This is a genomic window from Ornithobacterium rhinotracheale DSM 15997, assembly GCF_000265465.1.
GTDB classification, from domain to species: Bacteria; Bacteroidota; Bacteroidia; order Flavobacteriales; family Weeksellaceae; genus Ornithobacterium; species Ornithobacterium rhinotracheale.
This window is the reverse complement of record NC_018016.1, coordinates 24,692-48,466: the sequence shown is the minus strand read 5'-3', so window position 1 is coordinate 48,466 and position 23,775 is coordinate 24,692. Positions and strand designations below refer to the sequence as shown.

The 23,775-nt window shown below is 37.9% G+C and carries 18 protein-coding genes and 1 other RNA gene; 8 read left to right on the top strand and 11 right to left on the bottom strand.

Going from position 1 to position 23,775, the window contains the following annotated elements; all coding sequences use genetic code 11:
* Nucleotides 1–200: 200 nt before the first annotated feature.
* The 7 genes from dnaB to speB all read right to left on the bottom strand — a co-directional run bounded on the left by dnaB (nucleotide 201) and on the right by speB (nucleotide 7,593).
* Entirely contained in the window at nucleotides 201–1,796 is a 1,596-nt protein-coding gene (dnaB, locus tag ORNRH_RS00210) for a replicative DNA helicase (protein ID WP_014789905.1), read from the bottom strand.
* A gap of 108 nt (nucleotides 1,797–1,904) precedes the next feature.
* Entirely contained in the window at nucleotides 1,905–2,858 is a 954-nt protein-coding gene (locus tag ORNRH_RS00205) for an acetyl-CoA carboxylase carboxyltransferase subunit alpha (protein ID WP_014789904.1), read from the bottom strand.
* Nucleotides 2,859–2,928: 70 nt separating this feature from the next.
* The gene (locus tag ORNRH_RS00200) at nucleotides 2,929–3,261 is read right to left on the bottom strand and encodes a translation initiation factor (protein ID WP_014789903.1); all 333 of its coding nucleotides are present in this window, start codon (nucleotides 3,259–3,261) and stop codon (nucleotides 2,929–2,931) included.
* A 56-nt stretch (nucleotides 3,262–3,317) separates the two neighbouring features.
* Nucleotides 3,318–4,205, bottom strand: coding sequence for a glycosyltransferase family 2 protein (locus ORNRH_RS00195; RefSeq protein WP_014789902.1), 888 nt, complete (start codon nucleotides 4,203–4,205; stop codon nucleotides 3,318–3,320).
* Nucleotides 4,202–5,110 carry a glycosyltransferase family 2 protein gene (locus ORNRH_RS00190; protein WP_014789901.1) on the bottom strand — a complete coding sequence of 303 codons (909 nt, stop codon included), beginning with the start codon at nucleotides 5,108–5,110 and terminating at the stop codon, nucleotides 4,202–4,204. Before ORNRH_RS00190 ends, ORNRH_RS00195 begins: the two co-directional genes overlap by 4 nt.
* The gene (locus tag ORNRH_RS00185) at nucleotides 5,107–6,738 is read right to left on the bottom strand and encodes a M1 family metallopeptidase (RefSeq protein ID WP_014789900.1); all 1,632 of its coding nucleotides are present in this window, start codon (nucleotides 6,736–6,738) and stop codon (nucleotides 5,107–5,109) included. Before ORNRH_RS00185 ends, ORNRH_RS00190 begins: the two co-directional genes overlap by 4 nt.
* 6 nt (nucleotides 6,739–6,744) lie before the next feature.
* A complete protein-coding gene (speB, locus tag ORNRH_RS00180; RefSeq protein ID WP_014789899.1) occupies nucleotides 6,745–7,593 on the bottom strand; it encodes an agmatinase in 849 nt (282 codons plus the stop codon).
* A 270-nt stretch (nucleotides 7,594–7,863) separates the two neighbouring features.
* On the opposite strand from speB, the gene glyA reads away from it, so the two are divergent.
* On the top strand, nucleotides 7,864–9,126 hold the full coding sequence (gene glyA / locus ORNRH_RS00175; RefSeq protein WP_014789897.1) for a serine hydroxymethyltransferase: 1,263 nt from the start codon (nucleotides 7,864–7,866) through the stop codon (nucleotides 9,124–9,126).
* Between the two features lie 96 nt (nucleotides 9,127–9,222).
* Here the strand turns inward: glyA and ORNRH_RS00170 are convergent, their stop codons facing one another.
* The 4 genes from ORNRH_RS00170 to ORNRH_RS00155 all read right to left on the bottom strand — a co-directional run bounded on the left by ORNRH_RS00170 (nucleotide 9,223) and on the right by ORNRH_RS00155 (nucleotide 13,547).
* Nucleotides 9,223–9,555, bottom strand: a complete 333-nt coding sequence (locus ORNRH_RS00170; RefSeq protein WP_014789896.1) for a zinc ribbon domain-containing protein YjdM — start codon at nucleotides 9,553–9,555, stop codon at nucleotides 9,223–9,225.
* 30 nt (nucleotides 9,556–9,585) lie between these two features.
* Nucleotides 9,586–10,998 carry a glycoside hydrolase family 125 protein gene (locus ORNRH_RS00165; RefSeq protein WP_014789895.1) on the bottom strand — a complete coding sequence of 471 codons (1,413 nt, stop codon included), beginning with the start codon at nucleotides 10,996–10,998 and terminating at the stop codon, nucleotides 9,586–9,588.
* Nucleotides 10,999–11,162: 164 nt separating this feature from the next.
* Entirely contained in the window at nucleotides 11,163–12,722 is a 1,560-nt protein-coding gene (locus ORNRH_RS00160; protein WP_014789894.1) for a sulfatase, read from the bottom strand.
* 93 nt (nucleotides 12,723–12,815) lie between these two features.
* A complete protein-coding gene (locus tag ORNRH_RS00155; protein WP_014789893.1) occupies nucleotides 12,816–13,547 on the bottom strand; it encodes a TrmH family RNA methyltransferase in 732 nt (243 codons plus the stop codon).
* 33 nt (nucleotides 13,548–13,580) lie between these two features.
* On the opposite strand from ORNRH_RS00155, the gene tamL reads away from it, so the two are divergent.
* From tamL to yidC, 7 genes are all read left to right on the top strand, one after another.
* Complete coding sequence (gene tamL / locus ORNRH_RS00150) at nucleotides 13,581–16,145, top strand: translocation and assembly module lipoprotein TamL (RefSeq protein WP_014789892.1); 2,565 nt, start codon at nucleotides 13,581–13,583, stop codon at nucleotides 16,143–16,145.
* Between the two features lie 219 nt (nucleotides 16,146–16,364).
* The gene (locus ORNRH_RS00145; protein WP_014789891.1) at nucleotides 16,365–18,806 is read left to right on the top strand and encodes an alpha-ketoacid dehydrogenase subunit alpha/beta; all 2,442 of its coding nucleotides are present in this window, start codon (nucleotides 16,365–16,367) and stop codon (nucleotides 18,804–18,806) included.
* 85 nt (nucleotides 18,807–18,891) lie between these two features.
* The gene (locus tag ORNRH_RS00140; RefSeq protein WP_014789890.1) at nucleotides 18,892–19,155 is read left to right on the top strand and encodes a hypothetical protein; all 264 of its coding nucleotides are present in this window, start codon (nucleotides 18,892–18,894) and stop codon (nucleotides 19,153–19,155) included.
* Nucleotides 19,156–19,237: 82 nt separating this feature from the next.
* Nucleotides 19,238–19,675, top strand: coding sequence for a c-type cytochrome (locus ORNRH_RS00135; RefSeq protein WP_014789889.1), 438 nt, complete (start codon nucleotides 19,238–19,240; stop codon nucleotides 19,673–19,675).
* A gap of 66 nt (nucleotides 19,676–19,741) precedes the next feature.
* An RNA gene (gene ffs, locus ORNRH_RS11770) (signal recognition particle sRNA small type) lies at nucleotides 19,742–19,841 on the top strand.
* Nucleotides 19,842–19,956: 115 nt separating this feature from the next.
* A complete protein-coding gene (locus tag ORNRH_RS00130) occupies nucleotides 19,957–21,582 on the top strand; it encodes a CTP synthase (protein ID WP_014789888.1) in 1,626 nt (541 codons plus the stop codon).
* Nucleotides 21,583–21,594: 12 nt separating this feature from the next.
* On the top strand, nucleotides 21,595–23,409 hold the full coding sequence (gene yidC, locus ORNRH_RS00125; RefSeq protein WP_014789887.1) for a membrane protein insertase YidC: 1,815 nt from the start codon (nucleotides 21,595–21,597) through the stop codon (nucleotides 23,407–23,409).
* The last annotated feature ends 366 nt before the right edge of the window (nucleotides 23,410–23,775 follow it).

Below are 23,775 nucleotides of genomic sequence, written 5' to 3'. Positions count from 1 at the left end.
GAGCCTAAGCTATATCCTGTGCAATAGACAATTATTCTATCTTCTATCCTATCTCCCTCAAAGACAGTCCAATTACTACCTAAACCATTAGACGAACAACAATAAAGCCTTTAATTGTTTCTCATTTGAACAAAGTTTCTAGTATAAGAAAATCGCAAAGAACACAATTCTTTGCGATTTTGTATTCATAATAAATTAATTTAAAAAGGCAAATTAGTTGTATCGTAATCTGGACCTTGGGAAAAGCCATCGGCTCCATCACTTGATGGTGGCGTATCATAATTATCATCTAGCCCAAACGAATCCTTCGGATCGCTCACAGGAAGCTCTGGCATTTGACTTTCTGGCGAATTCATTTTACTTTCAAATACCATAGGCACCGAGAACGAATCTTCTACTAAATCCTCGAATTTAGCTTGATGTGCCACAAACTTCAAACGAATATTCTTTAAACCACCATTACGGTGTTTTGCTACGATAAATTCCGCTTGCCCCGCACAAGGTGTTTGCTCTTCGTCGTCCCAAGTATCGATTTTGTAATATTCTGGACGATAGATAAATGACACGATATCGGCATCTTGCTCAATCGCTCCCGATTCACGCAAATCCGAAAGTTGAGGACGCTTGTTCGGACGTTTTTCTACCTCACGGGAAAGCTGAGAAAGTGCAATTACGGGAACATTTAATTCCTTGGCAATTGCCTTTAAACCACGCGAAATGGTCGAAATCTCTTGTTCACGGTTTCCGCCTGTGCTGTTTTTGCTCGTCATCAACTGCAAGTAGTCGATAATCACAACTTTTACATCATGTTGTGCAACTAATCGGCGGCATTTAGCTCTTAAATCAAAAATATTTAAACCTGGTGTATCATCAATAAACAGAGGTGCATTTTCTAAAGTTTTTACTTTAGCATATAGGTGATTCCACTCGTCGGCAGACAAAGTTCCTTTTTTTATCTTATCATTATCCAGCCCCGTTTCGCCAACAATCAAACGCGTAATCAACTGAACACTAGGCATCTCTAAAGAGAATACTGCCACGGGCACTTTATGTTGCACCGCCATGTTTCGCGCCATGGAAAGCACAAATGCAGTTTTTCCCATACCTGGACGAGCTGCCAAGATAATTAAATCTGAAGGGTTTAGCCCCGAGGTTAATTCATCTACTTCTCTAAAGCCCGTTGGCACACCACTCAGCCCTTGCTGACCTTTTCTCTTCTCAATTTGTGCCACCGCCTCCATTACGAGCGATTTAGCATCTTTATATTCTGAGTTTAAAACCCCTTCGGTAACTTTAAAAATCTCAGTTTCTGTTTGGTCTAAAAGTTTGAAAATATCTGCGGTGTCATCATAAGCGTTTTCTATGATTTGCGAAGAAATTTCAATCAATTTGCGCTGAACATATTTTTCTTGAATAATACGCGCATGGTGTTCTATGTGTGCGGAAGATGTAATTTTTTCGGTCAATGAAATTAAATACAAATCACCTCCTACACTATCAAATTTTCCGTCTTTCTTTAATTGTTCCGAAACGGTGAAAATATCAATTGGCTCTGCATTATTAAACAAAGTGAAAATTGCAGCAAAAATATGCTGATGCTGCGGACGATAAAAGAACTCTTCTTCCAAGATCTCGATACTCTCATTGAGCCCTTTTTTGCTAATCATCATCGCACCGAGCACAGCTTCTTCTAATTCTACGGCTTGGGGCGGTTTTTTGGCGGCACCCAATTCATTTGAATTAAATTTTTTAGTAGTTTTCGGTCTGCTTGCTATATTTAAATTTTGTTCTGCCATTGTAACTGCAAAAGTAAAAAAAGCACCTTGATAAAGGTGCTAAGTATTCGTTATTTTTATTAACAAAGTTATTCTTCGATTATCAACAAATTGTTTGAAAATCTGTTTTTAGCTACGATAAACGCCCATTGCCAAAAATTTCTCTTGTCGCATTTTGCTCAATTCTTCGCCCGAATATTTAGATAATTCTTTCAACGAAGTCAAAATTTGTTTTTTGATTAAAGCATAAGTTTCATAGTAATCGTAATGTGCACCACCAAGTGGTTCTTTGATGATACCGTCGATTAATTTTTGTTCAAGCATATCTTGAGCCGTAAGTTTCAAAGCCTCGGCAGCGGTTTCTTTATAATCCCAGCTTCTCCATAAGATTGAAGAACAAGATTCTGGAGAAATTACTGAATACCAAGTGTTTTCAAGCATAAAAACTTTATTTCCTACGCCAATTCCAAGCGCGCCACCACTAGCCCCTTCGCCAATCACGATACAAATAATTGGAACTTTGATTCTAAACATTTCATAAATGTTAAGTGCAATGGCTTGCCCTTGCCCTCTCTCCTCTGCCTCCAAACCTGGGTAAGCTCCTGGAGTATCAATGAAAGTAACAATCGGCTTGTTGAATTTTTCTGCTAATCTCATCAAACGCAATGCCTTGCGATACCCATCTGGATTAGACATTCCAAAACGGCGATATTGGCGTTCCTTGGTGTTTTTACCTTTTTGTTGCCCTATGAACATCACAGTTTGCCCGTCCACTTTTCCAAATCCGCCCACCATGGCTTTGTCATCGGCAAAACTTCTGTCGCCGTGCAATTCTATGAAATTATCATCGGTAATGCCATAAATTAAATCCAAACTATACGGACGGTTTGGGTGTCTAGACAATTGCACCTTTTGCCAAGAAGTGAGATTTCCGTAGATTTCTTTCTTTTTAGCATTGATTTTATCTTGAATTTGTCGGCAAGATTCTTTTACATCTACACCACTCTGTTCGCCTACAAGCGCACATTTTACATACTGTTCTTGCAGGTCTTTTATAGGTTCCTCAAAGGGTAAATAATCCATAATATAACATTATTTAGGTCGTGAATGTACTAAAATTTATGCGAAAATAGGAATTTTTATTCAATTATTTTTAGCCACCTACTCGTTTCACTTTCATTCCTAAGTCTTTAAGATACGCCATAATTTGGTCGCGATAATCACCTTGAATTATGATTTCCTCGTTTTTCACGCTACCTCCTACACCAAGCATTTTTTTCAAATCTTTAGCCAATTGCTTAAAGTCTTGCGCATGCCCCGTATAACCTTTGATGATAGTGTGCGGCTTGCCGTTTCGTTTTTCAAAATGGCAAGAAACCGTTTCATCAGGAATCCAGAGATCTTCCTCGTTTGATGTGTTTTCCTGTGGCGTTTCGTCGGCTACATGATCTGGAAAAAGTTTTTTTAGCTGGTCTTGTAAATCCATTGCTTTTATTCTTATTTAAAATGTAAAGTTATGGATTTTTTGTCTTAATGGAAAATTCACTTCATTTCCTTACGGGCTGAAAGAATTTTGGATGCCGAAAAAATAGGATAAAAAAACAATTTTAAACCTTGCCAAATGTTTAATTTCACCCATTGCATTAACGCTTCTTTCCAGACTTGAAATGTGCATTGCCCATACGATTGATTGATGTTATGCATTAAAACCAAAGATTTGATTTTTAGTTTCTTTCTTTCAAAAGCAGGCGAAAAAGCACCGCTGCGTTCATCTCGACAATGATGGATTTTTAAGCTTGGCACAATGCCTACTTTTAACCCAAAATATTGCACACGCTGCACAAAATTTCGATCCTCGCCATAATGATAAAACACCTCAGAAAACAATCCGTGTGTTTTTTCCAATGCCGAAACAGCAACGAGCCACGCCGCAGCGTTTACAAAATCTATGGTATAAATCTCTTTCAGAGTCCCCAAACTCGCATCAGAAATGTAATTAGGGCATTTTTTGGCATCGATATACGCCTCAAATTTAGAATCAAACGCATCGCCTTTTTCGTTAAGGTGCATAGGGCTTAAAATAGCAAATTCGGGATATTTTTCTGCCATTTGCACCAAATTGAAAACCGTATTTGGATAACTTTTGGTATCTTGGTTTAACAAATAAAGATAATCTGCACCGAGTTTTTTAGCATGCTCATGACCTAAATTATTGGCTCGGGCAAAACCTAAATTTTCGCCCGTTTCTATGATTTGCACTTGCGGAAATTGCGTGCGGACGATTTCTAGCGTATCATCGGTTGAGCCATTATCTATCAACAAAATAGCCATATCAAGATTGGGCTCTCGCAAAGTCGAAAGGCAATCTACAATCCAGCGTTCGGCGTTGTAGGTAACGATGATACAGCAAACTTTGGGTGCGGTTTTCATGATTTTTTAATTAATGTTGAAACGATGGGAATTTTGCCCAAAATTCCATGCCATCTTTCGTGCCTAATGTAGGCAATTTCCTCTGCGTTCAATGCCCGATCGTGCTTTTGTTTTAAAAATGTTTTTGTACTGATTATAAATTCTTTAAGCGAACGATTTTTTAAGGCAGATTTAGCCGAAGAAAGCATAGCCAAAGGCAAATTTAATCCTAAATTATAAAAGTAAATGCCTAATTTTTCCGCTTTTTGCGCTTGGTATTTGTACATCGTTGGACGCAAATGTTTTACCCAAACATCGGGAAATGTCTGAGTTTGCCATTGATTTTTATACGCCAAAAGCACATCGATATTGTCCCAGCCTAGAACGGGTTTTAGTCCATTCATGGCTAAAAAACATTCTTTGCGATAGGATTTTATTGGGCCACGAATGTGTTGTTTAGATGAAATGTTTTCAAAAGTCCAATGTTGCTTTTCATTGCTAAAGTCCAAAATATCTTCATCAGAAAAATCGTTTTTGGCAATTTTTACAATGCCTGCCGCCATGCCCAAATGCGGATTTCCTTGATATGCCTCATGCAGCGTTTGCAAATAATTGGGCGGAAATATAATGTCTGCATCAAACTTACAAATTATCTCAAAATCCTGAATTTGATTGGTTTTCAATCCTGCCTCAAACGCCCGAACGACCTTTGCACCTGGTGCATGCTGCGAGGTTTTAAGGTTTAATAATGAAAACTTTTCTCGGTCTTTAATTATGTTTAAAATTTGATTTTCAGTATCATCTGTTGAGCCATCGTTCACCACCACGCACTCAAAGTTTTGATAAGTTTGTCGTGCAAGCGACTCCAAGCAATCTGCAATGTGTGCCGCTTCGTTGTGTGCTGGAATAATGATTAAAAACCTCATAAATTATAATTTTTAAATTGAATCAAAAGGTTTTTGTTGGGCAAAACATTAACATCTTTTTGGGGCAAAACTTTCCATTCTTGCGTCGGCTGAATCCAGTCTTTGTTTTTCAACTGAACGGGCATTGCAAATCCATCGACACAATTTTCCCAACGATAGAAATATTGATTTTTTTCTTTCTTGATGGCTAAAATGGGAATTTGTGTGGTTCGCAGGTATTGATTAAAAAATGCTTTTAAATCTAATTTTGTTTTATCCTCTATGTAGCGTTCAATCTGTGCGCCCGTTACGATTTTATGACGAAAATCTTTGTTCAAGCCACGCATCAATGCCAAAAATGCGGCATCATCATTCATCCATTCGCGCAATGTCTGAATCATGCACGCTCCTTTATTATACATATCCACACTCCCCTCTTGATGCTCATCGTGCACGCCTTGCATCGGGCGATCGTTTAAAATCTGTCGCTGATAGCCTTGCAAATATTTTTGCGCCGCCTCTTTGCCATAATAATACTCCACAAAAAGGGCTTCGGAATAAGTGGTAAACGCCTCGTGCACCCACATATCAGCGATTTGCTCGGTGGTAATATTGTTGCCAAACCACTCGTGCCCAGACTCGTGAATAATGATAAAATCAAACAAATTGCCATAACCACTCCCCGAGCGATCCATGCCTCTATAGCCATTTTGGTAATCGTTTCCGTAGGCTATATTGCTCTGGTGCTCCATGCCTAAAAACGGCGTTTCGACCAATTTATAGGAATCTTCGTAAAACGGATACGCCCCAAACCAATGCTCAAAAGCTTTAAGCATCATCGGCACTTGTTTAAATTGTTTTTTAGCTTTTTCTACATTATAATCAAGCACCCAATAATTTAATTTAAGCTTTCCATTTTCGCCATGATAAGTGTCCGAAAAATGAACATAACTCCCAATATTTGGCGTAATATTATAAGTATTAATCGGATTTTTAACCTGCCAAGTGTACACACCATTTTCTTTTGAAATTAAATTTCCATTGGCTACCGCCACTTGATTGTTCTCGGTTTTCACACGGATCATTGCCCCTCGGTCTGGCTCATCGCCTTGATAGTCCTTGCACGGGAACCACAAGCTCGCCCCTTGGTGTTGCACCGCCACCGAAAGCCAATTTCGATTTTCTAAATCTTTAGTAAAAATCCACCCACCATCCCACGGTGCTTGCAAAGCAATTTTGGGTTTTCCTTGAAACGAAAAACGCAATTTGATGTTTTTTTCTTGCTTTAATTTTTTAGTAGGAATAAAGTAGTGGTCGCCTTTATTTAAAATAGAATGTAGCGGAATTTTTTTTACTTTATTAAAGGCTAAAAGCTGTTCTACTTGAGTGATTTGCATAGGTTTTTGCAAATCTATTTGTAAAAATCTTCCTTGTTTATCAAGACTTAAATCAATAACGACTTCTCCTTTTATGCTCTTGCTTTCGGCATGGGTTTCTAGCTGAAGGTCGTAATATTTAACATCCCAAAAATCACGAAAATGATTATTTTCTCCGCGTAGGTATTTTTCTGCTAGACTAATGCTACCGTTCTGAGCCTGAGTTGCTACAAAATTTAATCCCAATAAACAAAGAAGAATTTTTTTTCTCACACTTGCTTATTTTGTGAATTGATAAGCCAACATTTTATAATATAATTTAGCCGCTAAGAAATCAGAAGATTTCTCGTTTTCGTTTGGAGCAAGTTCCACAATATCAAAACCTACGACATTTTTTTGCTGAATTACTTTTTTCAATAATTTCAAAGTTGGATACCATGGCAATCCACCTGGCTCTGGCGTTCCTGTAGATGGGCAAATCGAAGGATCAAACCCGTCTAAATCAATGGTAATGTACACAGGATTATCGCCCAAACGATTGAACACATCTTCGATCCAATTTGGATTTTCAGCGATTTGGTGCGCAAAGAATACATTTTCTTCTTTTAAATACTGCACTTCGCTTGTGTCCATACTTCTGATTCCCACTTGCACAAGATGATGCTTTTCGTTTGCCTCAAAAACAGCACAAGCATGATTGCATTTGCTACCGTGGTATTCTGGTCTTAAATCGGTGTGGGCATCTAATTGCAAAACCGTGATTTTGCCATATTTTTCTCCAAAAGCACGAATACTCCCTATCGAGATAGAATGCTCTCCACCAAAAAGTGTTACGAATTTATCATCGTCCAAATATTTCTTAACTCGAGCGTGCACCGCATCGGTCATGGCTTCTGGCGAAGCGTCTTCAGTCACGGGCTCGTCTAGGAAAATTCCATTTTTGTAGGGTTCTGATTTGGTTTCGATGTCGTAAATCTCCATGTTATCGGCAGCATCTAAAAAGGCATCTGGTCCTTTGTCTGCTCCCTTAATCCATGTACTTGTCCCGTCGTATGGAACGGGAATTAGCACTGCTTTGGCGGTTTCGTATTTGCCATATTCTTCTTCTACTCCTGCGAAAATTCTCATTTATTTTGTATTTTACTATTAAAGCTCAAAAGTAAAATTTTAATCCGTATTATTAAATATTTTTTGGAGAGATTTTTTAGTTTTAGATTAAATCTTTCAATCATAATTAAAGCTATTGGGCTTTAACCAAATTTGAAATTTGACTTTTCATTTATAAATAAAAACATTTTTTTCACATTTCTCACTAAATTTTCAATACTGATATTTAAAATTTCAAAAGCTTTCATATATTTACGCACTTAAAATTGAAACTTAATTCACAAAACAAGAATGGACACAATTTTCTCGCTCATCGAAGATGAAAAACAACGACAAATTAATGGTATTGAGCTTATTGCCTCAGAAAACTTTGTAAGTGATGAAGTGCTAAAGGCACTCGGCTCTGTGCTTACCAACAAATACGCCGAAGGCTATCCTGGAAAACGCTACTATGGCGGCTGCGAGGTGGTAGACAAAATCGAAACGCTTGCCATCGATAGACTTAAAGAGCTTTTTGGTGCTGCGTATGCCAATGTTCAGCCACACTCTGGTTCGCAAGCCAATGCTGCGGTGTATCTAGCTTGCTTGAACAACGGAGACAAAATCATGGGGCTTGACTTGGCTCATGGCGGGCACCTTACACATGGCTCGCCTGTGAATTTCTCTGGAATCCGTTTTGAAGTTTGCTCTTACGGACTCAACAAAGAAACTGGGCTTATCGATTACGAACAAATGGCTGAAACGGCTCGCCGTGAAAAACCAAATTTAATCATTTGCGGTGCCTCTGCCTACTCTCGCGATATTGATTATGCTAAATTCAGAGAAGTGGCTGATGAAGTGGGGGCAATTTTAATGGCAGATATTGCGCACCCTGCAGGATTGATTGCCAAAGGTTTGCTTAACAACCCGATGCCTCATTGCCATATCGTAACCTCAACTACGCACAAAACACTTCGCGGACCTCGTGGGGGAATCATCATGATGGGAGAAGATTTTGAAAACCCGTTTGGCAAGACTTTGAAAGGCAAAACTCGCATGATGTCTGAATTGCTGAATATGGCTGTTTTCCCAGGCACGCAAGGAGGACCACTAGAGCATTGTATTGCTGCAAAAGCAGTTGCTTTTGGCGAAGCACTTACACCAAATTTTGAACAATACGGAAAGCAAATCATCAAAAACAGCCAAGCTTTGGCTAAAGCTCTTATGGACAGAGATTACCAAATCGTTTCGGGTGGAACTGAAAATCACTGTATGTTGATTGATTTGCGCAACAAGGACATCACAGGTAAAAAAGCGGAAAATGCACTGGTGCAAGCTCACATTACTTGTAACAAGAATATGGTGCCTTTTGACACGCAATCGCCATTCATTACATCGGGAATTCGTTTGGGAACTCCAGCAATCACCACTCGTGGTTTGGTAGAAAACGACATGGAAACCATCGCGGAATTGATCGATCGCGTGATTCAAAATCCTGATGACGAAAAAACTTTGCAAAATACGGCAAAAGAAGTACACGATTTAATGCACAATCGTCCGCTTTTTAATTTCTAAAATTAAAAACAAAACCAACAAAAAAAGGAAGAATTTTTTAATTCTTCCTTTTTTATTTATTTCAACTTTTTTAGCTAAAATCTTTAATCCTAAAAATTAAGCTTTTTTCACGAATTCTGATTTCAATGCTATGGCACCGAATCCGTCGATTTTGCAATCGATATTGTGGTCGCTATCTGGATTAAGTCTTATATTTTTTACTTTAGTTCCAGCTTTTATCGGTTTAGCCGCACCTTTTACAGGCAAATCCTTTACCACCACCACGGCATCTCCGTTTTCCAGAGGATTTCCATTGGCATCCAAAATTTGATTTTTCTTAGCTTCTTCTTCTGGATTCCATTCATAAAAACACTGTGTACACGCCATTAAATCTCCGTTCTCGTAAGTGTACTCCGAATTACATTTTGGGCAAATTACTGCTTCGCTCATTCTATTTAATTTTTAATTTTTGCAAATATATCATTTTTTTGCTTGTACCCACTTAATCACCAATTCTCCAAAAAGCGTATTTGCCCACGCAAACCACTCTCGCGTGAATTTTTCTGGATTGTCTTTGTTAAAAGTTTCATGGATAAAGCCCGTATTGGCATCGGTGTTTTTCAGCACTTCTAGGCATTCAAACATTTCGTTGGGGTCATCGGTTGTCATTCCTTTCATAATTAAACTCATTGGCCAAATCATGTCATAAGTACCAATATGCGGACTGCCAATGCCTTGCGCCGCCTTTCCTACAAAAAAGTATGGATTATCGGTGCTCCAGACCAGTTTTCGGGTGTTTTTGTAGATAGGATCATCTTTACTCACCAAGTCTAAATAAGGCAATGCCAAAAGGCTTGGCACATTCGGGTCGTCCATGTAGGTATGGTTTCCAAAACCATCTACTTCATAGGCATAAACTTTTCCGTATTTTGGGTGATTTACAATACCATATTGCTGAATGGCTTTTTCCACCTCGTTGGCTAAATCTTTAGCTTCTTGGGCGGTTGCATTATCGTGCACCACTTTAGTTAAAATTTCCGCCATTTGTCGTAAAGATTTTACAGCAAATAGATTAGACGGAATTAAAAATCCAAAAGTAGTATTATCGTCCGACGGACGGAAAGTTGAATTAATTAAACCAACAGGCTTCAATGGGCGACCAAAACCTACATTGGATACCGTATCTAGCTGGCGATCGGTAACGCGCAAAAAGCTATAAGGTCCTTTTCCATCTTCTTTGCGTTGCTGTTCTTTAAAAGTCTTGATGATTAATTTTGCCGCTTGGTGCCAATCTTTGTCAAACACGCTGGTGTCGCCCGTTTGTTTCCAATAATTATATACCAAGCGAATCGGGTAGCACAAAGAATCTATTTCCCATTTTCTTTCGTGGATTTCAGGTTTCATGCCCGTGTCTTGCGCCCAGCGGTTATCTTTGTCGGCAAGGGCAGTTTTATTAAACCCATTGGCATACGGATCGATTAAAATACAATCGGTCTGGCGATGAATCACACCTTGGATTAATTTTTTAAGTTTTGGGTCTTTTTTCACTAAACTTAAATAAGGATACACCTGTGCTGCCGAATCCCTGAGCCACATCGCCTCGATGTCTCCCGTTACTACAAAAGTATCGGGCTTGCCCTTGAGCGTGCCTACAGAAACGGTAGTATCCAGCGTATTGGGAAAACAATTCTCAAACATCCAAGCCAATTTTTCGTCTTTGATTTGCGATTTAATTTGCTTGATTAATTGTTCCACAGCAGGCGAAGTGAATTTTCTTTGGCTTAAAGGTGGGCGTTTGGTTGGGTAGCCTTTTGCCCAAACGAAATTTGGCATCAAAGCTAATCCCGCAGCACCAATCATGGTATTCTTTATAAATGTTCTACGACTTTGCATATTGATTTTATTACTTTGTTTAAACTGAAAAAAATCGGTTTTTAATAATATTTAAAAAAAACTAAAAAAATGATATTTTAAGCATTTTTTTTTGAGAAATGAATCAACTTGCCTCGATGTTTTGCACGCACCGAAACAAGTTGAAAATCCTTTAAATTATGATTTTATTTAATTACTTCATCAGGATAAGGAATGAGCGTTCCATCGGGTTTAGATGGGCGTTGGGCGTTCATTTCTTTTAATGCATCAGACAATTGTTTTGCCAGTTTTTTAGCGATTTCAGGTTTTTCCTTGATGATGTTGTGCTTTTCGCCAATGTCTTCTTTGATGTTGTACAACTCCGCAGGGCGATTATCGTAGAAATAAATGAATTTGTAATCTCCTAATTTAATCCCTGTAAAGAAATTGGTTCCTGCATCTACAACGCCCCAATCGTTTGGATAATTCCAGATGATTGGTCGTTTTTCGTTATCGGTTTTGGCACCTTTTAGCGTTGAAACAAAACTCACTCCATCAATCACTTGCGATTTTCCTTTTGGTTTGGCACCCGCCATTTCTAAAATGGTAGGATAAAAATCTTCGATAATGATATTTTGGTCGGTTTTGGTGTTTGGTTTCACCACGCCAGGCCATTTCACAATCATAGGCTCACGCACGCCTCCCTCGTAAATAGAACCTTTGCCGCTACGCAATGGCAAATTGTGTGTTCCTTTTCCGCCCGTGCGGGTGTAGCTGGTAAGCCCACCATTGTCTGACATAAACATGATAATAGTGTTATCTGCCAAATTATTTTTTTCAAGGAAATCCATGATGTCGCCAAGCCCTTTGTCCATACCTTCTAGCAAAGTGGCATAGGCTGCCTCGGTATCATCAAGTCCTTGTGCTTTGTATTTAGCCAAGAATCTCTTGTCTGGCATAATTGGTGTGTGCACCGCATATTGAGATAAATTCAAGAAAAATGGCTTGTTTTCTGCCACCGCTTTTTTCATTTCTTTTTCAGCTTCGAGAGTCAAAGCATCAGTCAAGAAAGTATCGGTGTAGTAATAAGGTTCTAAATCTGGCACATTATACACAAATCGGTTTTTGCCTTGATCTGCATAGCAATCCTCTCCATAGTAACTTGCGGGCTGTCCTGCACCATGTCCTGCCACATTTACATCATAGCCTAGATTTCGAGGATCGGCACCAGGCGTGCTGTATGCAGCAAAATGTGCTTTCCCTACATGAATGGTTTTGTAGCCATTGTCGTGCAATACTTTAGGCAAAGTTTGTGGCACATGCACTGCATGACGGAGCGTGTCGCTCATAATCATTCCGTTCATGTTCCAAACGGGCTCTTTTAAATTATTATTACTGCGGCGATTAGAGATATTATCCTTATACATTGTCCAATTGGTCACTCGGTGGCGAGCTGCGTTCATTCCGCTCAGAAGGCTCACGCGAGAGGGCGTGCTCACAGCACATGCATAAGCGTTGGTAAACATCATTCCTTCCTTGGCAAGGCGTTCCATATTAGGGGTGTGGTAACGACGATTCAGCGGTGTTTGCTGTTTCCAAAATGGTAGCGAGGTGTCTTGCCACCCCATGTCATCTACCAAAAAAACAATAATATTCGGTTTTTTAGATTTATTTTTTGCATTGCTAGTTTCGGCATTTTTGGAAGTCGTACAGGCACTAAATGTCAACACTCCAAAGGCAGCCAATGGAAGAAGATATTTTTTCATTTCTTAAAATAATTTTGTTTTCAAAAACTAAAGATACAAATTTTAATTTAAAGAAATGATATTTAAAAACGCTGATTTTTGTTTTGTTTCGCTTTATTTTCCTACCAATTGTGGACGGCAAAATTCATTAATCACAATCGATGCTGCCATGGCAACATTTAGACTTTCAGTGGAATTTCCCACTTGCGGAATGCTGATTCTCTGGGTGCAAAGTTTTTCGATTTCAGGCGAAATGCCTTTCCCCTCGTTACCTAAAACGATGATTCCTTTTGGGGCTAAATTTTGGTTGTAAATATTCTCACCATTCATAAAAGTGCCATAAATCGGATTTTTTTGTTGGGCTAAAAATTCCTTTAAATCTGTATAAAAAACACGCACACGGCTGAGCGACCCCATACTTGCTTGAATGGTTTTGGGGTTGTAGCAATCCACTGTATCGCTGTTGCAAACAATGTTTTTGATGCCAAACCAATCGGCAAGACGCAAAATCGTGCCCAAATTACCTGGATCTTGTACATTATCTAAAGCTAAAATTAGCTCATCTAAATCCACAGGCAAATCATTTTTTTCACAAGCAAAAACAGCTAGAACTTTTTGTGGATTTTTAAGAGCAGAAATTTGAGATAATTCCTTTTCTGATACTATTTCGGCATTTTTAAAATCATTTTTTAATTCTTCTAAACAATAAATTGCATTTAGCTTAAATCTACTTTTTAGAAATTCCTGCACCGATTTTATTCCTTCTACCACAAATAATTGGTGCTTATTTCGATATTTTTTTTGCTGTAAACTTTTAATAAGTTTTATTGTAGATTTAGATACCATATATTTGTATTTTTAAAAGAATAAACACTTGTTATGATTTTTAGATATTCAAAGATATTAATTTTATTGTTATTTGGCGGAATTCTCTTAACTATTCAGTCGTGTAGCTTGACCAAAAAATTAAACAAAAATGAATATTATTTGCGTTCCAACTCTTTTAAATTTGAAGGAAAAAAAGCTTTTAAAAGTGATTTGGAAGACTATGTTTCGCAAAAACCAAATGCTAGAATGCTGGGGATTTTACCGCTCCAAGACTGGATGTACAACTTGGTGCCTGCTAAATTCGATTCCACTTTTGAGGCGTATTATTCTTACAGCAGAAAGGAGCGAAATCAGAAATTGCTAGATAGCCTTTACATCAAATTTGGACTAAAGGAATATGTGGGGAAAAATAATTTTTTATACCGTCAGTTTTACAACTGGGGGGCAGAACCCGTGATTCTAGACACCACTTCTAGCTACTCCTCTGCCCGCAATTTGAAACAAATGTTTTTTGAAAGAGGCTATTTTGAAGCAGAGGTAGATCCCACTTTCAAAATCGATACAGCAGCACAAAAAGCGCGTGTAACTTATAATATTAAACTAAATGAACCTTCTTTTATCAAAGACTACAATCAAGTAATTACCAATACCGATATGGAGGATTTGTACAAAGAAAATGAGGACAAATCTGCGGTGAAAGTAGGAGAAAGATTTGATGTAAGAAATTTTGAACTAGAGCGCGATCGTTTAACCCGAATTTTTAAAAACAATGGATACTTTAATTTTAATGAATTTGGAGAAGAATTGATTTTTAAAGTAGATAGCACCAATAGCAAGGAACTAGGCATTACCATGCGCATTGCCAAACCTAAGGGCGATTCTATCCAGAATTTCATTAAATATCGCTGGGGAACGATTGATATTTTTACCAATAATACGGATAGCAATATCAAACATATTAGAGAATACAAAGGCTATACATTGAAATCTAACGAGGAATTTCAGTTTAAGCCTCGCGTGTTTACCGATGCCATCACCATCACAGAGGGAGATGTTTACAGCGAAAAGGCGATCGACGAGACTCGAACTTTGATTTTTGACCGCGAAAACTTTTCTCTCACCTCCATGGTACCAGAGAAAAACGAAAAAGATTCACTCATTAATTTTAAAATATTCCTTCAGCCCAAGCCTAAATACGATTTGCAGCTTTCCTTTGAGGGCATGTATTCTCAGTTCTTAAACTTCGGAATCTCTCCAGGGCTAAGGCTCCTTAACCGAAACATCTTCAGAGGTGGAGAGAATTTAGAATTTAATCTAAAAGGTACTGTGGGCACCGTGAACAAAGCAGGACACGAAAATCATTTCTTCAATGCTTATGAATTATCCTTCAATACAGAAATGACATTCCCTAGATGGCTATTGCCTTTCAACACAGAAGATTTATTCCCTAAAAGCTATAACTTAAAATCGTCGATAGGATTAGGACTTAGCGGACAAAAAAACATTGGGCTAGGCAGTAGAAGCTATGTCGCTTATATGGATTATAAATTCCAGCCAGGCGTGAGCGAAGTTACCATAGAACCCCTGAGTTTCCAATACATTAGAAATACAGAAAAGGATAAATATTATAGAGTATTTACGCTAGACAATGAAATTAGAGAAAAAACCTTTAATGCATTTTTCCATTACAGACCTCACATCCAAAAGCTATATGACGAAGGAAAATTAAGCGAACCTCATTTGGAAAGGCTAATTTATCAAGACGAAAAATTTGCCGAAACACTGCCCAATGCTCAAGGAAAAGGATACAATTTCCAAGACTATACTGATTTTAGAAACATGGTATTTAGAAAAAGAAGCATCACACAAGATGTGTTTATTCAGCCTATTTCTGTGGCATGGCACTACAACGAAAATAAACGCGTAGACAAAGAAAACCCATGGAACATTTACACCCGTGTAGCTGTGAGTGGGGCAATTTTGAGATTAGCCGATTTAATCCTTAATTTTGAAAAAGAAGACAACTTTTTCGGGAACAAGACATCGCTCATAGGAGGCGTTCCGTATTCAGAATATTTGCGTTTTGACTTAGATGTGCGCAAGACTTTCAATGTAAGCGAAAAATCAGCCATCGCCTTGCGCGGATTATTTGGAATCGCCTATCCTTACGGAAACTCAAACACCATACCTTTCAGCCGTTCTTATTTTGCAGGAGGCTCAAACGATGTGCGTGCATGGAAAGCCTACGAATTATCTCCCGCACCACTCCGCCCAAATGACCAAGGAACTTATGTAGATGATATGAAAATCACCGTAAACGCAGAATACCGTTTTCCTATATCAGGAATATTCCACGGAGCCACCTTTGTAGATGCGGGGAACATTTGGAGCGTAAAAAATACCAACGAAAGAACTAGCTTTAAAATCAATCAATTCTACAAGCAATTAGGTGTAGGCGGGGGCTTTGGAGCCAGATTTGTTTTTCCTTTTGTGGTGGCGCGTTTAGATCTTGCCTATAAGTTGCACGATCCAGCCTACCCAGAAGGCGATAGATGGTTTAAAAACTTTAATTTCTTAAAACCAAGAATTCAATTTGGAATTAATTATCCGTTCTAAAAGTAGAAAAAAACACCCAAAATCGCATTTTTTAAAAAGTTCAAATCGGCAGCACCTATTGCCGATTTGAACTTTTTTTATACCTAAATATTTTTTTCACTAAAATCAAAAAATCATCAATCCAATAAAATTCAAGCTGAAAAACCCACAATTTTAAAAAAATCACTTTTATTTACCATATTTCTTTTGTAGATTTGTAAAGACATAAAGTGTACAATTATGCAAGAAAACGATAATATTTTAAGCCAAGAAATTTCCTTTGAAACTTTTAAAAACGAAATTTTAAACGATTATTACACCGCACGCTTGAGCCGAGAAATTAGTCTTTTAGGACGAAAAGAAGTGCTTACGGGAAAAGCCAAATTTGGAATATTTGGTGGCGGAAAAGAAGTTCCACAAATCGCTTTGTCCAAAGTGTTTAAAAAAGGAGATTTCCGTTCGGGCTATTATCGTGATCAGACTTTAATGCTTGCCATAGGCGAAACCACGCCAGAAAATATTTTTGCTCAACTCTACGCCACAACCGACGAAGAGCTAGAGCCCGCTTCTGCAGGTCGCCAAATGACTTCGCACTTTGCAACACATTCCCTAAACAAGCAAGGAGAATGGAATCGCTTGAGCGAACAAAAAAATTCGGTTTCGGATATTTCTCCCACCGCAGGACAAATGCCTCGCTTGGTGGGACTAGGACAAGCATCTAAATATTATAAAAATGTACCAAGTGCCGATCCCGATCAGCAATTCTCTATCAACGGGCGCGAAATCGCTTTTGGAACCATTGGCGATGCCAGCACCTCCGAAGGGCATTTCTGGGAATGCATCAACGCCATTGGGGTTATGCAAGTGCCTGTGGTGCTTTCGATTTGGGACGATGAGTATGGAATCTCTGTGAATGCAGAATTTCAGCGTACTAAATCTAATTTAAGCGAAATGCTTGAAGGTTTTAGAAAAACTGCCGATGAGCGAGGCATTGAAATCATCACTACCTCTGCCACCGACTATGCCCACATGCTTGAAAGCTACCAAAAAGCAGAAAAAATTGCAAGAGAGGAATACACGCCTGTGGTGGTGCATGTAAGAAATTGTACACAGCCACAAGGACACTCCACCTCGGGTTCGCACGAGCGATACAAATCGCCAGAAAGATTGCAATGGGAGAAAGAAAACGATAATATCGAAAAATTAAAACAATTCATTCTCTCGTTTGAGGGCGAACAAAATGGCACTGTTTTAAAAATCGCTACCGAAGAAGAAATTCAGGAATTAGACAAAAAAGCTAAAACCGATGCTCGCCAAGCACAGAAAAAAGCTTGGGCAGACTATACAGCAATCATTCAAAAATTAAAAGATGAAGCAGTAGCCTTGATTGAACAAAACATTGCACAATCAAGCAATGCCGCTTTCTTGAAAAAAGAATTAGATGATTTAAACAATCAACTTTCTACTTATAAGAGAAGCGTGTTCTACACCGTGCGAAAAGTTCTACGCCTAACAGCGAAAGAGAACTATCCAGCTCGTGAGGCTCTGAGCCAATGGTATCAAAAAGCTATGGCAGAAGAGTATGAACACTACTCTACCCGATTGTATTTTGAGGATTTCAAGGATTTGCCAAAAGCCGTGAAACCCACTTATGATGAAAATCCAGAAGAGGTAGATGGGCGAATTGTTTTGCGAGATAATTTCGAAAAAATATTTGAAAAAAATCCGAAAGTTTTAGCCTTTGGAGAAGATTCAGGGAAAATTGGAGATGTGAACCAAGGGCTCGAGGGATTACAAGAAAAATTCGGAATCGACCGAGTGAGCGATACAGGAATTAGAGAAGCCACTATTTTGGGACAAGGAATTGGTCTTGCCATGCGTGGACTTCGCCCAATTGCCGAAATTCAGTATTTAGATTATGTGCTATATTGCTTGCAAGGCATGAGCGATGATTTAGCTACACTATGCTACCGCTCCAATGCACGCCAAGTGGCTCCCGTGATCGTGAGAACACGCGGGCACCGCCTAGAAGGAATTTGGCACGCAGGCTCGCCCATGGGAGGAATTTTAAATTTAATTAAAGGTATGTATTTCTTGGTACCGAGAAACCTTACCCAAGCTGCGGGATTCTACAATAGTTTAATGGAAGTTAAAACACCAGCCTTTATCGTAGAAAGCTTAAACGGCTACCGATTAAAAGAACCTATGCCAAACAACTTAGGCGAGTTCAAAACACCAATCGGGGAGGTAGAAATCACCAAAGAAGGAAAAGATGTTACTATCTTAACCTATGGTTCTACTTGGAGAATCGTAACCGAAGCCGCCAAAGAATTGACGGCACTGGGCATTGATGCTGAGGTGATAGATGTTCAGTCATTAATCCCGTTTGATATTTCAAAACAAGTAAATGAAAGTTTGGCTAAAACCAATCGCTTAGTCGTGGTGGACGAAGATGTACCAGGTGGTGCGTCGGCATACATTTTACAACAAGTTTTGGAACAGAATAATGGATATTATCAATTAGATAGCAAGCCACTCACCATTACTGCCAAAGAGCACCGTCCTGCATATGCCACAGATGGAGATTATTTCTCTAAACCATCGCTCGATGATATTGTAGAAGGCGTTTACCAATTAATGAGCGAAGCTAAACCTAATGAATTTCCGCCAATATTTAAATAATCGAAAAAATAAATCGGAAATCTAAATGATTTGGCATAAAATTTTCATTTAAAGAAAGCATAATTAGTAATTAAAAACAAGAATTATGAAAAAGTTAACCGCATTATTAGCATTAGTAGGTATCGGAGGATTTGCATACTATAAATACAAAATGACTCCAGAACAGAAAAAACAACTTAAAGATAAAATAGATTCTGTCAAAAAAGAGGCAGAGGTTTTAGCTAAAGATTTAAAAGAAAATGTGAATCAAAAACTAGAACAGGCTAAAGAGGAACTAGATCATCTAAGAAAAGAGGCTAAAGATACATCTAAGAATCTTCTGAAAGAAGCCGAAGAAATGTATAACTAATACTTGTTTTTCATATAGTTTTTAAACGGCTTGAATGTTTCAAGCCGTTTTTTTAATATTTTAATCTGAAAACTTTTAATTTATGTTCAAAAAAATAACTCCACTCATTTTTGTAGGTTTAAGTATTGTTTCTTGTTCCAAAAAAGAAACACCTCAGTCATCTGAAAGTAGCGAATCTGTTGTAGCCACTACGCCAGAATCTCCTGGGGGAAAATACATGAAAACTCAATGCTATGTATGCCACCACCCTACGGCTCCAGAGGCAAATCGTGCAGCACCTACTTTATATGAAATTAAAAAAGTGTATTTGCAACCAGGTGTTTCAGAAGAGCAATTTGTGAAAGAATTTGTAGATTTCACACACCAGCCTACACAAGAAGCTGCAAAAATGAAAGAAGCGGTAAAAAAATATGGTTTGATGCCTAATAATGGTTTCAATCGCGAAGATGTAGAAGCTATTGCAAAATATATTTACGAAAATGATTTACCTAAACCCGATTGGTATCAGGAAGATAAGTAATTTGGGCTAATTTTTCTTGATAATTTTATTTTGTTTTAAAAATATATTTGTATATTTGCAGTCCTAAGGCAAGTCCTACACAACCAGCTCCTATTGAACTCCCCCAGGACGGGAACGTAGCAAGGGTAAATAGTCGTAGCGGTGTGATGTAGTAAGCTTGCCTTTTTTTATCCCTATAACTTTCCGTTTTTAGCTTTCTTTAATTCAGAAATCAAAAAAATACTTTTGTAAGCCCATAAATATGACTTATTTTTGCACTTTGATTGCAAAAAATTCGTCTTATGGAAAACAGAGAAACTAAATACATTTTTGTAACCGGAGGGGTTACTTCTTCACTTGGGAAAGGAATTGTTGCCGCGAGTTTGGGGCTATTGCTCAAAGCGAGAGGCTACCGAGTTACGATTCAAAAGCTAGACCCATACATCAATGTCGATCCAGGAACTCTTAATCCATACGAGCACGGAGAATGCTATGTTACCGAAGATGGTGCCGAAACAGATTTAGACTTAGGGCATTATGAAAGGTTCTTGAACCACCCTACTACCCAAGCTAATAATGTTACCACAGGACGCATTTATCAATCGGTGATAGAAAAAGAAAGACGCGGCGATTATTTAGGAAAAACGGTTCAGATTATTCCACATATTACCAATGAGATTAAACGCAGAATCAAATTGCTTGGTAGAAATAACGAGTACGATATCATTATCACAGAAATCGGTGGTACGGTGGGAGATATTGAATCTTTACCTTTTATCGAAGCTGTGCGCCAATTGCGTTATGATTTAGGAAAAGATAACTCGTTGATGATTCATTTAACCTTGGTGCCATATCTTGCAGCAAGTGGTGAATTAAAAACAAAACCTACTCAACACTCTGTTCGTTTTCTCATGGAAAGTGGAATCCAAGCTGATATGCTTGTCTGTCGAACAGAACACGAAATTCCAAAAGAAACTTTATCAAAATTAGCTCAATTCTGTAATATCAGACTTGGTAGCGTGATAGAATGCCGCGATGCTAAAACAATTTATGATGTTCCTTTAATGCTCCATAAGCAAGGTTTTGATAAAATAGCACTTGAAGGGCTTAACCTCCCTGCAGAAAAAGAACCAGATTTAAAAGACTGGGAGAAGTTCTTACATAATCACAAAAAACCACAACACGAAGTAGAAATTGCCCTCGTGGGTAAATATGTTTCTTTGCAAGATTCTTACAAATCAATCACAGAAGCATTTGTACACGCAGGTGCCAGAATCCAAACCAAAGTAAAAGTAAAATGGATTTACTCTGGCGACTTAACTGAGCAAAATGTAAAAGAAGTTTTGGGCGATGTAGATGGTATTTTGGTAGCTCCAGGCTTTGGAGATCGCGGATTGGAAGGTAAAATCTTGGCATGTAAATACGCAAGAGAAAACAATGTGCCTCTATTAGGAATTTGTCTAGGAATGCAAATGATGGTCATTGAATTTGCCCGCAATGTTTTAGGGTTAAAAGATGCAGAAAGTGCAGAGACCAATCATGCTACGCCAAACCCTGTCATCAGTTTGATGGATGAGCAGAAAAATGTGGCTTACAAAGGCGGGACTATGCGTCTTGGAAACTGGAAGTGTGACTTGAAAGAGGGGAGCAAAATCAAAGAAATTTATAAAAATAACACCATTCAGGAGCGTCATCGTCACCGCTACGAGTTCAATAATGATTATTATGATGAATTTGAAAAAGCAGGATTGGTGCTTAGTGGTGTGAACCCAGATACTTCGCTAGTGGAAACCGTGGAATATCCAAATCATCCGTTCTATATTGGGGTACAATTTCACCCAGAATATAAAAGTACCGTGGCAACTCCACACCCATTATTCAAAGCCTTTTTGGAGGCAAGTTTAAACTTTAAAAATCATAAGAAATAAACATTTTAATAAATGCAAGAAAGTAAATTTGACAAAAATCAGCTCATCGGTTTTGGGCTGATGATTTTATTGCTTATCGGGTACTGGTTTTTTACCAAACCTACTCCTGAGCAAATTGAAGCTGAGAAGAAAAAACAAGAATTAGCCTTAAAAGAAAAGCAACAAGCTGAACAGAATAAAGAAAAAACAGCAGATTTTGCAAATACGCAGCCTGCTGTGGCACAGTCCTCTATTGCTCCACAAACTTTTAAATTAGAAAATGACAAAGTTTTAATTGAAATTTCTAACAAAGGAGCACAAATCACAAGAGTTGAGCTAAAGGATTATAAGGCATACGACGACAAAACTGGAAAACACGACAAGCCACTTTATTTAATAAATGGCGGAAACACCAATGTAGCACTACAATTTAACGATAAACAAGGTAGAAAGCTAGATCTTTCTAAAAGAATGTTTACCGCTAATCAAAACGGGAGCACCGTTACATTTACCACACAAGAAAATGGTGCTACCATTCAATATGTATATACATTAAATGGTGATTACGCTTTAGATTTCTCGATCAGATCTAATGGTTTAAGCAATTTGACTAATGACAAAACAGCGAATCTAGCCATCAACATGAATGCCCTTTCTCAAGAAAAAGGTAAATCATGGGAAAAGCGTGTAACTGATTTTCATTATAGTTTAAACAACTTTAGCAAAGAAACCTACACCCGTGGAGACAAAGTTATCGATGATGAAAAGGTGGATTGGGTAGCCTTTAAGCAACAATTTTTCTCTACAATTCTAGAGCCAAAAGTAGCTTGGGATAATGTGAAATTAAATGTTACAGATGATCCAAAAGATGATACTGTACACTCTAAAAAATTCGATTTTGATACTAATTTAGCCATCAATGGTGAATTAAATCAAGCTTACACTTGGTACTTCTTACCTTTAGAATTTGATTTATTAAAAACTTACAAAAAAGATTTCCAGCACATTATTCCATTTGGTTGGGGAATCTTCGGGTGGATCAACGAATGGGCTATTTTGCCTACCTTTAAATTCATGGCAAGCTGGGGCTTGAAATATGGGTGGGTGATTGCACTACTTACCATTGTAGTAAAATTGATTACATCTCCAATCATGTACAAGCAGTATAAGCAAAGTGCAATGATGCGTGTACTAAAACCAGATATGGAAGCAATCAACGAGAAATATAAAGGTCCTGAAAACCAAATGAAACGCCAGCAAGAAACGATGAATCTGTACCGAACTGCTGGAGTCAATCCACTTGCAGGATGTTTACCAGCATTGTTGCAAATTCCGATTTTCTATGCTTTATTCAACTTTTTCCCAAATGTTATTCAGCTTAGAGGTAAAGGATTCTTGTGGGCAGATGATTTAACAGCATACGATTCAATCATGCACTTGCCATTCAATATTCCGTTCTATGGAAACCATGTGAGTTTATTTGCATTGATGTATGTGGTAACTATGGTAATCTATTTCAAATTCTCTGGAAACATGATGCAAACACCAAAACAAGAAGGAATGCCAGATATGCGTTTTATGATGTACATTATGCCTATCATGTTCATCTTCTTCTTGAATAGCTACGCATCAGGACTTTCTTGGTACTATTTTGTATCCAATGCGATTAACATTGGACTAGTCTTATTCATCAAAAATGTGATGATAGACGATGCTAAAATCCACGCAAAAATCCAAAGTAATAAGCAAAATCCTAAAAAGCGCAAGAAAAGCAAATGGCAAGAAAAACTTGACCAAGCAATGAAACAAGCACAAGAACAACAGAGATTAAAGAATAATCAGAAATAATATTTCTTAAAACCAAAAGGCTTCAATCATAATTGAAGCCTTTTTTCATTTCTCACTTGAAACTAGACTATATAAAAATCCCATTTTCGGCATATTTTTTAGAAAATACCTCTAAATATGATTTTTTAAATAAAAAAATAATTATCGCAAACACTTGATTAAAAGTAAAATATAATATTTTCATGTTTTTTTACACTTAATTATTTTGTCAGTTAGAAAACATTTCATACATTTGCTGAACAATTAAGACAAACCTATGAACAACAAGTTTATGCATAAGATTTCTATTATGATGTGCCATCTAAATGGTGCAGCGATAGATTTATGCTAAAATTTGAAGGATAAAAGAATAGATAACATAAATTA

Excerpts from the sequence above, each read along its gene's own strand:
- dnaB (WP_014789905.1), bottom strand. The coding sequence starts at position 1,796 with ATGGCAGAACAAAATTTAAATATAGCAAGCAGACCGAAAACTACTAAA.
- ORNRH_RS00205 (WP_014789904.1), bottom strand. The coding sequence starts at position 2,858 with ATGGATTATTTACCCTTTGAGGAACCTATAAAAGACCTGCAAGAACAG.
- ORNRH_RS00200 (WP_014789903.1), bottom strand. The coding sequence starts at position 3,261 with ATGGATTTACAAGACCAGCTAAAAAAACTTTTTCCAGATCATGTAGCC.
- ORNRH_RS00195 (WP_014789902.1), bottom strand. The coding sequence starts at position 4,205 with ATGAAAACCGCACCCAAAGTTTGCTGTATCATCGTTACCTACAACGCC.
- ORNRH_RS00190 (WP_014789901.1), bottom strand. The coding sequence starts at position 5,110 with ATGAGGTTTTTAATCATTATTCCAGCACACAACGAAGCGGCACACATT.
- speB (WP_014789899.1), bottom strand. The coding sequence starts at position 7,593 with ATGAGAATTTTCGCAGGAGTAGAAGAAGAATATGGCAAATACGAAACC.
- glyA (WP_014789897.1), top strand. The coding sequence starts at position 7,864 with ATGGACACAATTTTCTCGCTCATCGAAGATGAAAAACAACGACAAATT.
- ORNRH_RS00170 (WP_014789896.1), bottom strand. The coding sequence starts at position 9,555 with ATGAGCGAAGCAGTAATTTGCCCAAAATGTAATTCGGAGTACACTTAC.
- ORNRH_RS00165 (WP_014789895.1), bottom strand. The coding sequence starts at position 10,998 with ATGCAAAGTCGTAGAACATTTATAAAGAATACCATGATTGGTGCTGCG.
- ORNRH_RS00160 (WP_014789894.1), bottom strand. The coding sequence starts at position 12,722 with ATGAAAAAATATCTTCTTCCATTGGCTGCCTTTGGAGTGTTGACATTT.
- ORNRH_RS00155 (WP_014789893.1), bottom strand. The coding sequence starts at position 13,547 with ATGGTATCTAAATCTACAATAAAACTTATTAAAAGTTTACAGCAAAAA.
- tamL (WP_014789892.1), top strand. The coding sequence starts at position 13,581 with ATGATTTTTAGATATTCAAAGATATTAATTTTATTGTTATTTGGCGGA.
- ORNRH_RS00145 (WP_014789891.1), top strand. The coding sequence starts at position 16,365 with ATGCAAGAAAACGATAATATTTTAAGCCAAGAAATTTCCTTTGAAACT.
- ORNRH_RS00140 (WP_014789890.1), top strand. The coding sequence starts at position 18,892 with ATGAAAAAGTTAACCGCATTATTAGCATTAGTAGGTATCGGAGGATTT.
- ORNRH_RS00135 (WP_014789889.1), top strand. The coding sequence starts at position 19,238 with ATGTTCAAAAAAATAACTCCACTCATTTTTGTAGGTTTAAGTATTGTT.
- ORNRH_RS00130 (WP_014789888.1), top strand. The coding sequence starts at position 19,957 with ATGGAAAACAGAGAAACTAAATACATTTTTGTAACCGGAGGGGTTACT.
- yidC (WP_014789887.1), top strand. The coding sequence starts at position 21,595 with ATGCAAGAAAGTAAATTTGACAAAAATCAGCTCATCGGTTTTGGGCTG.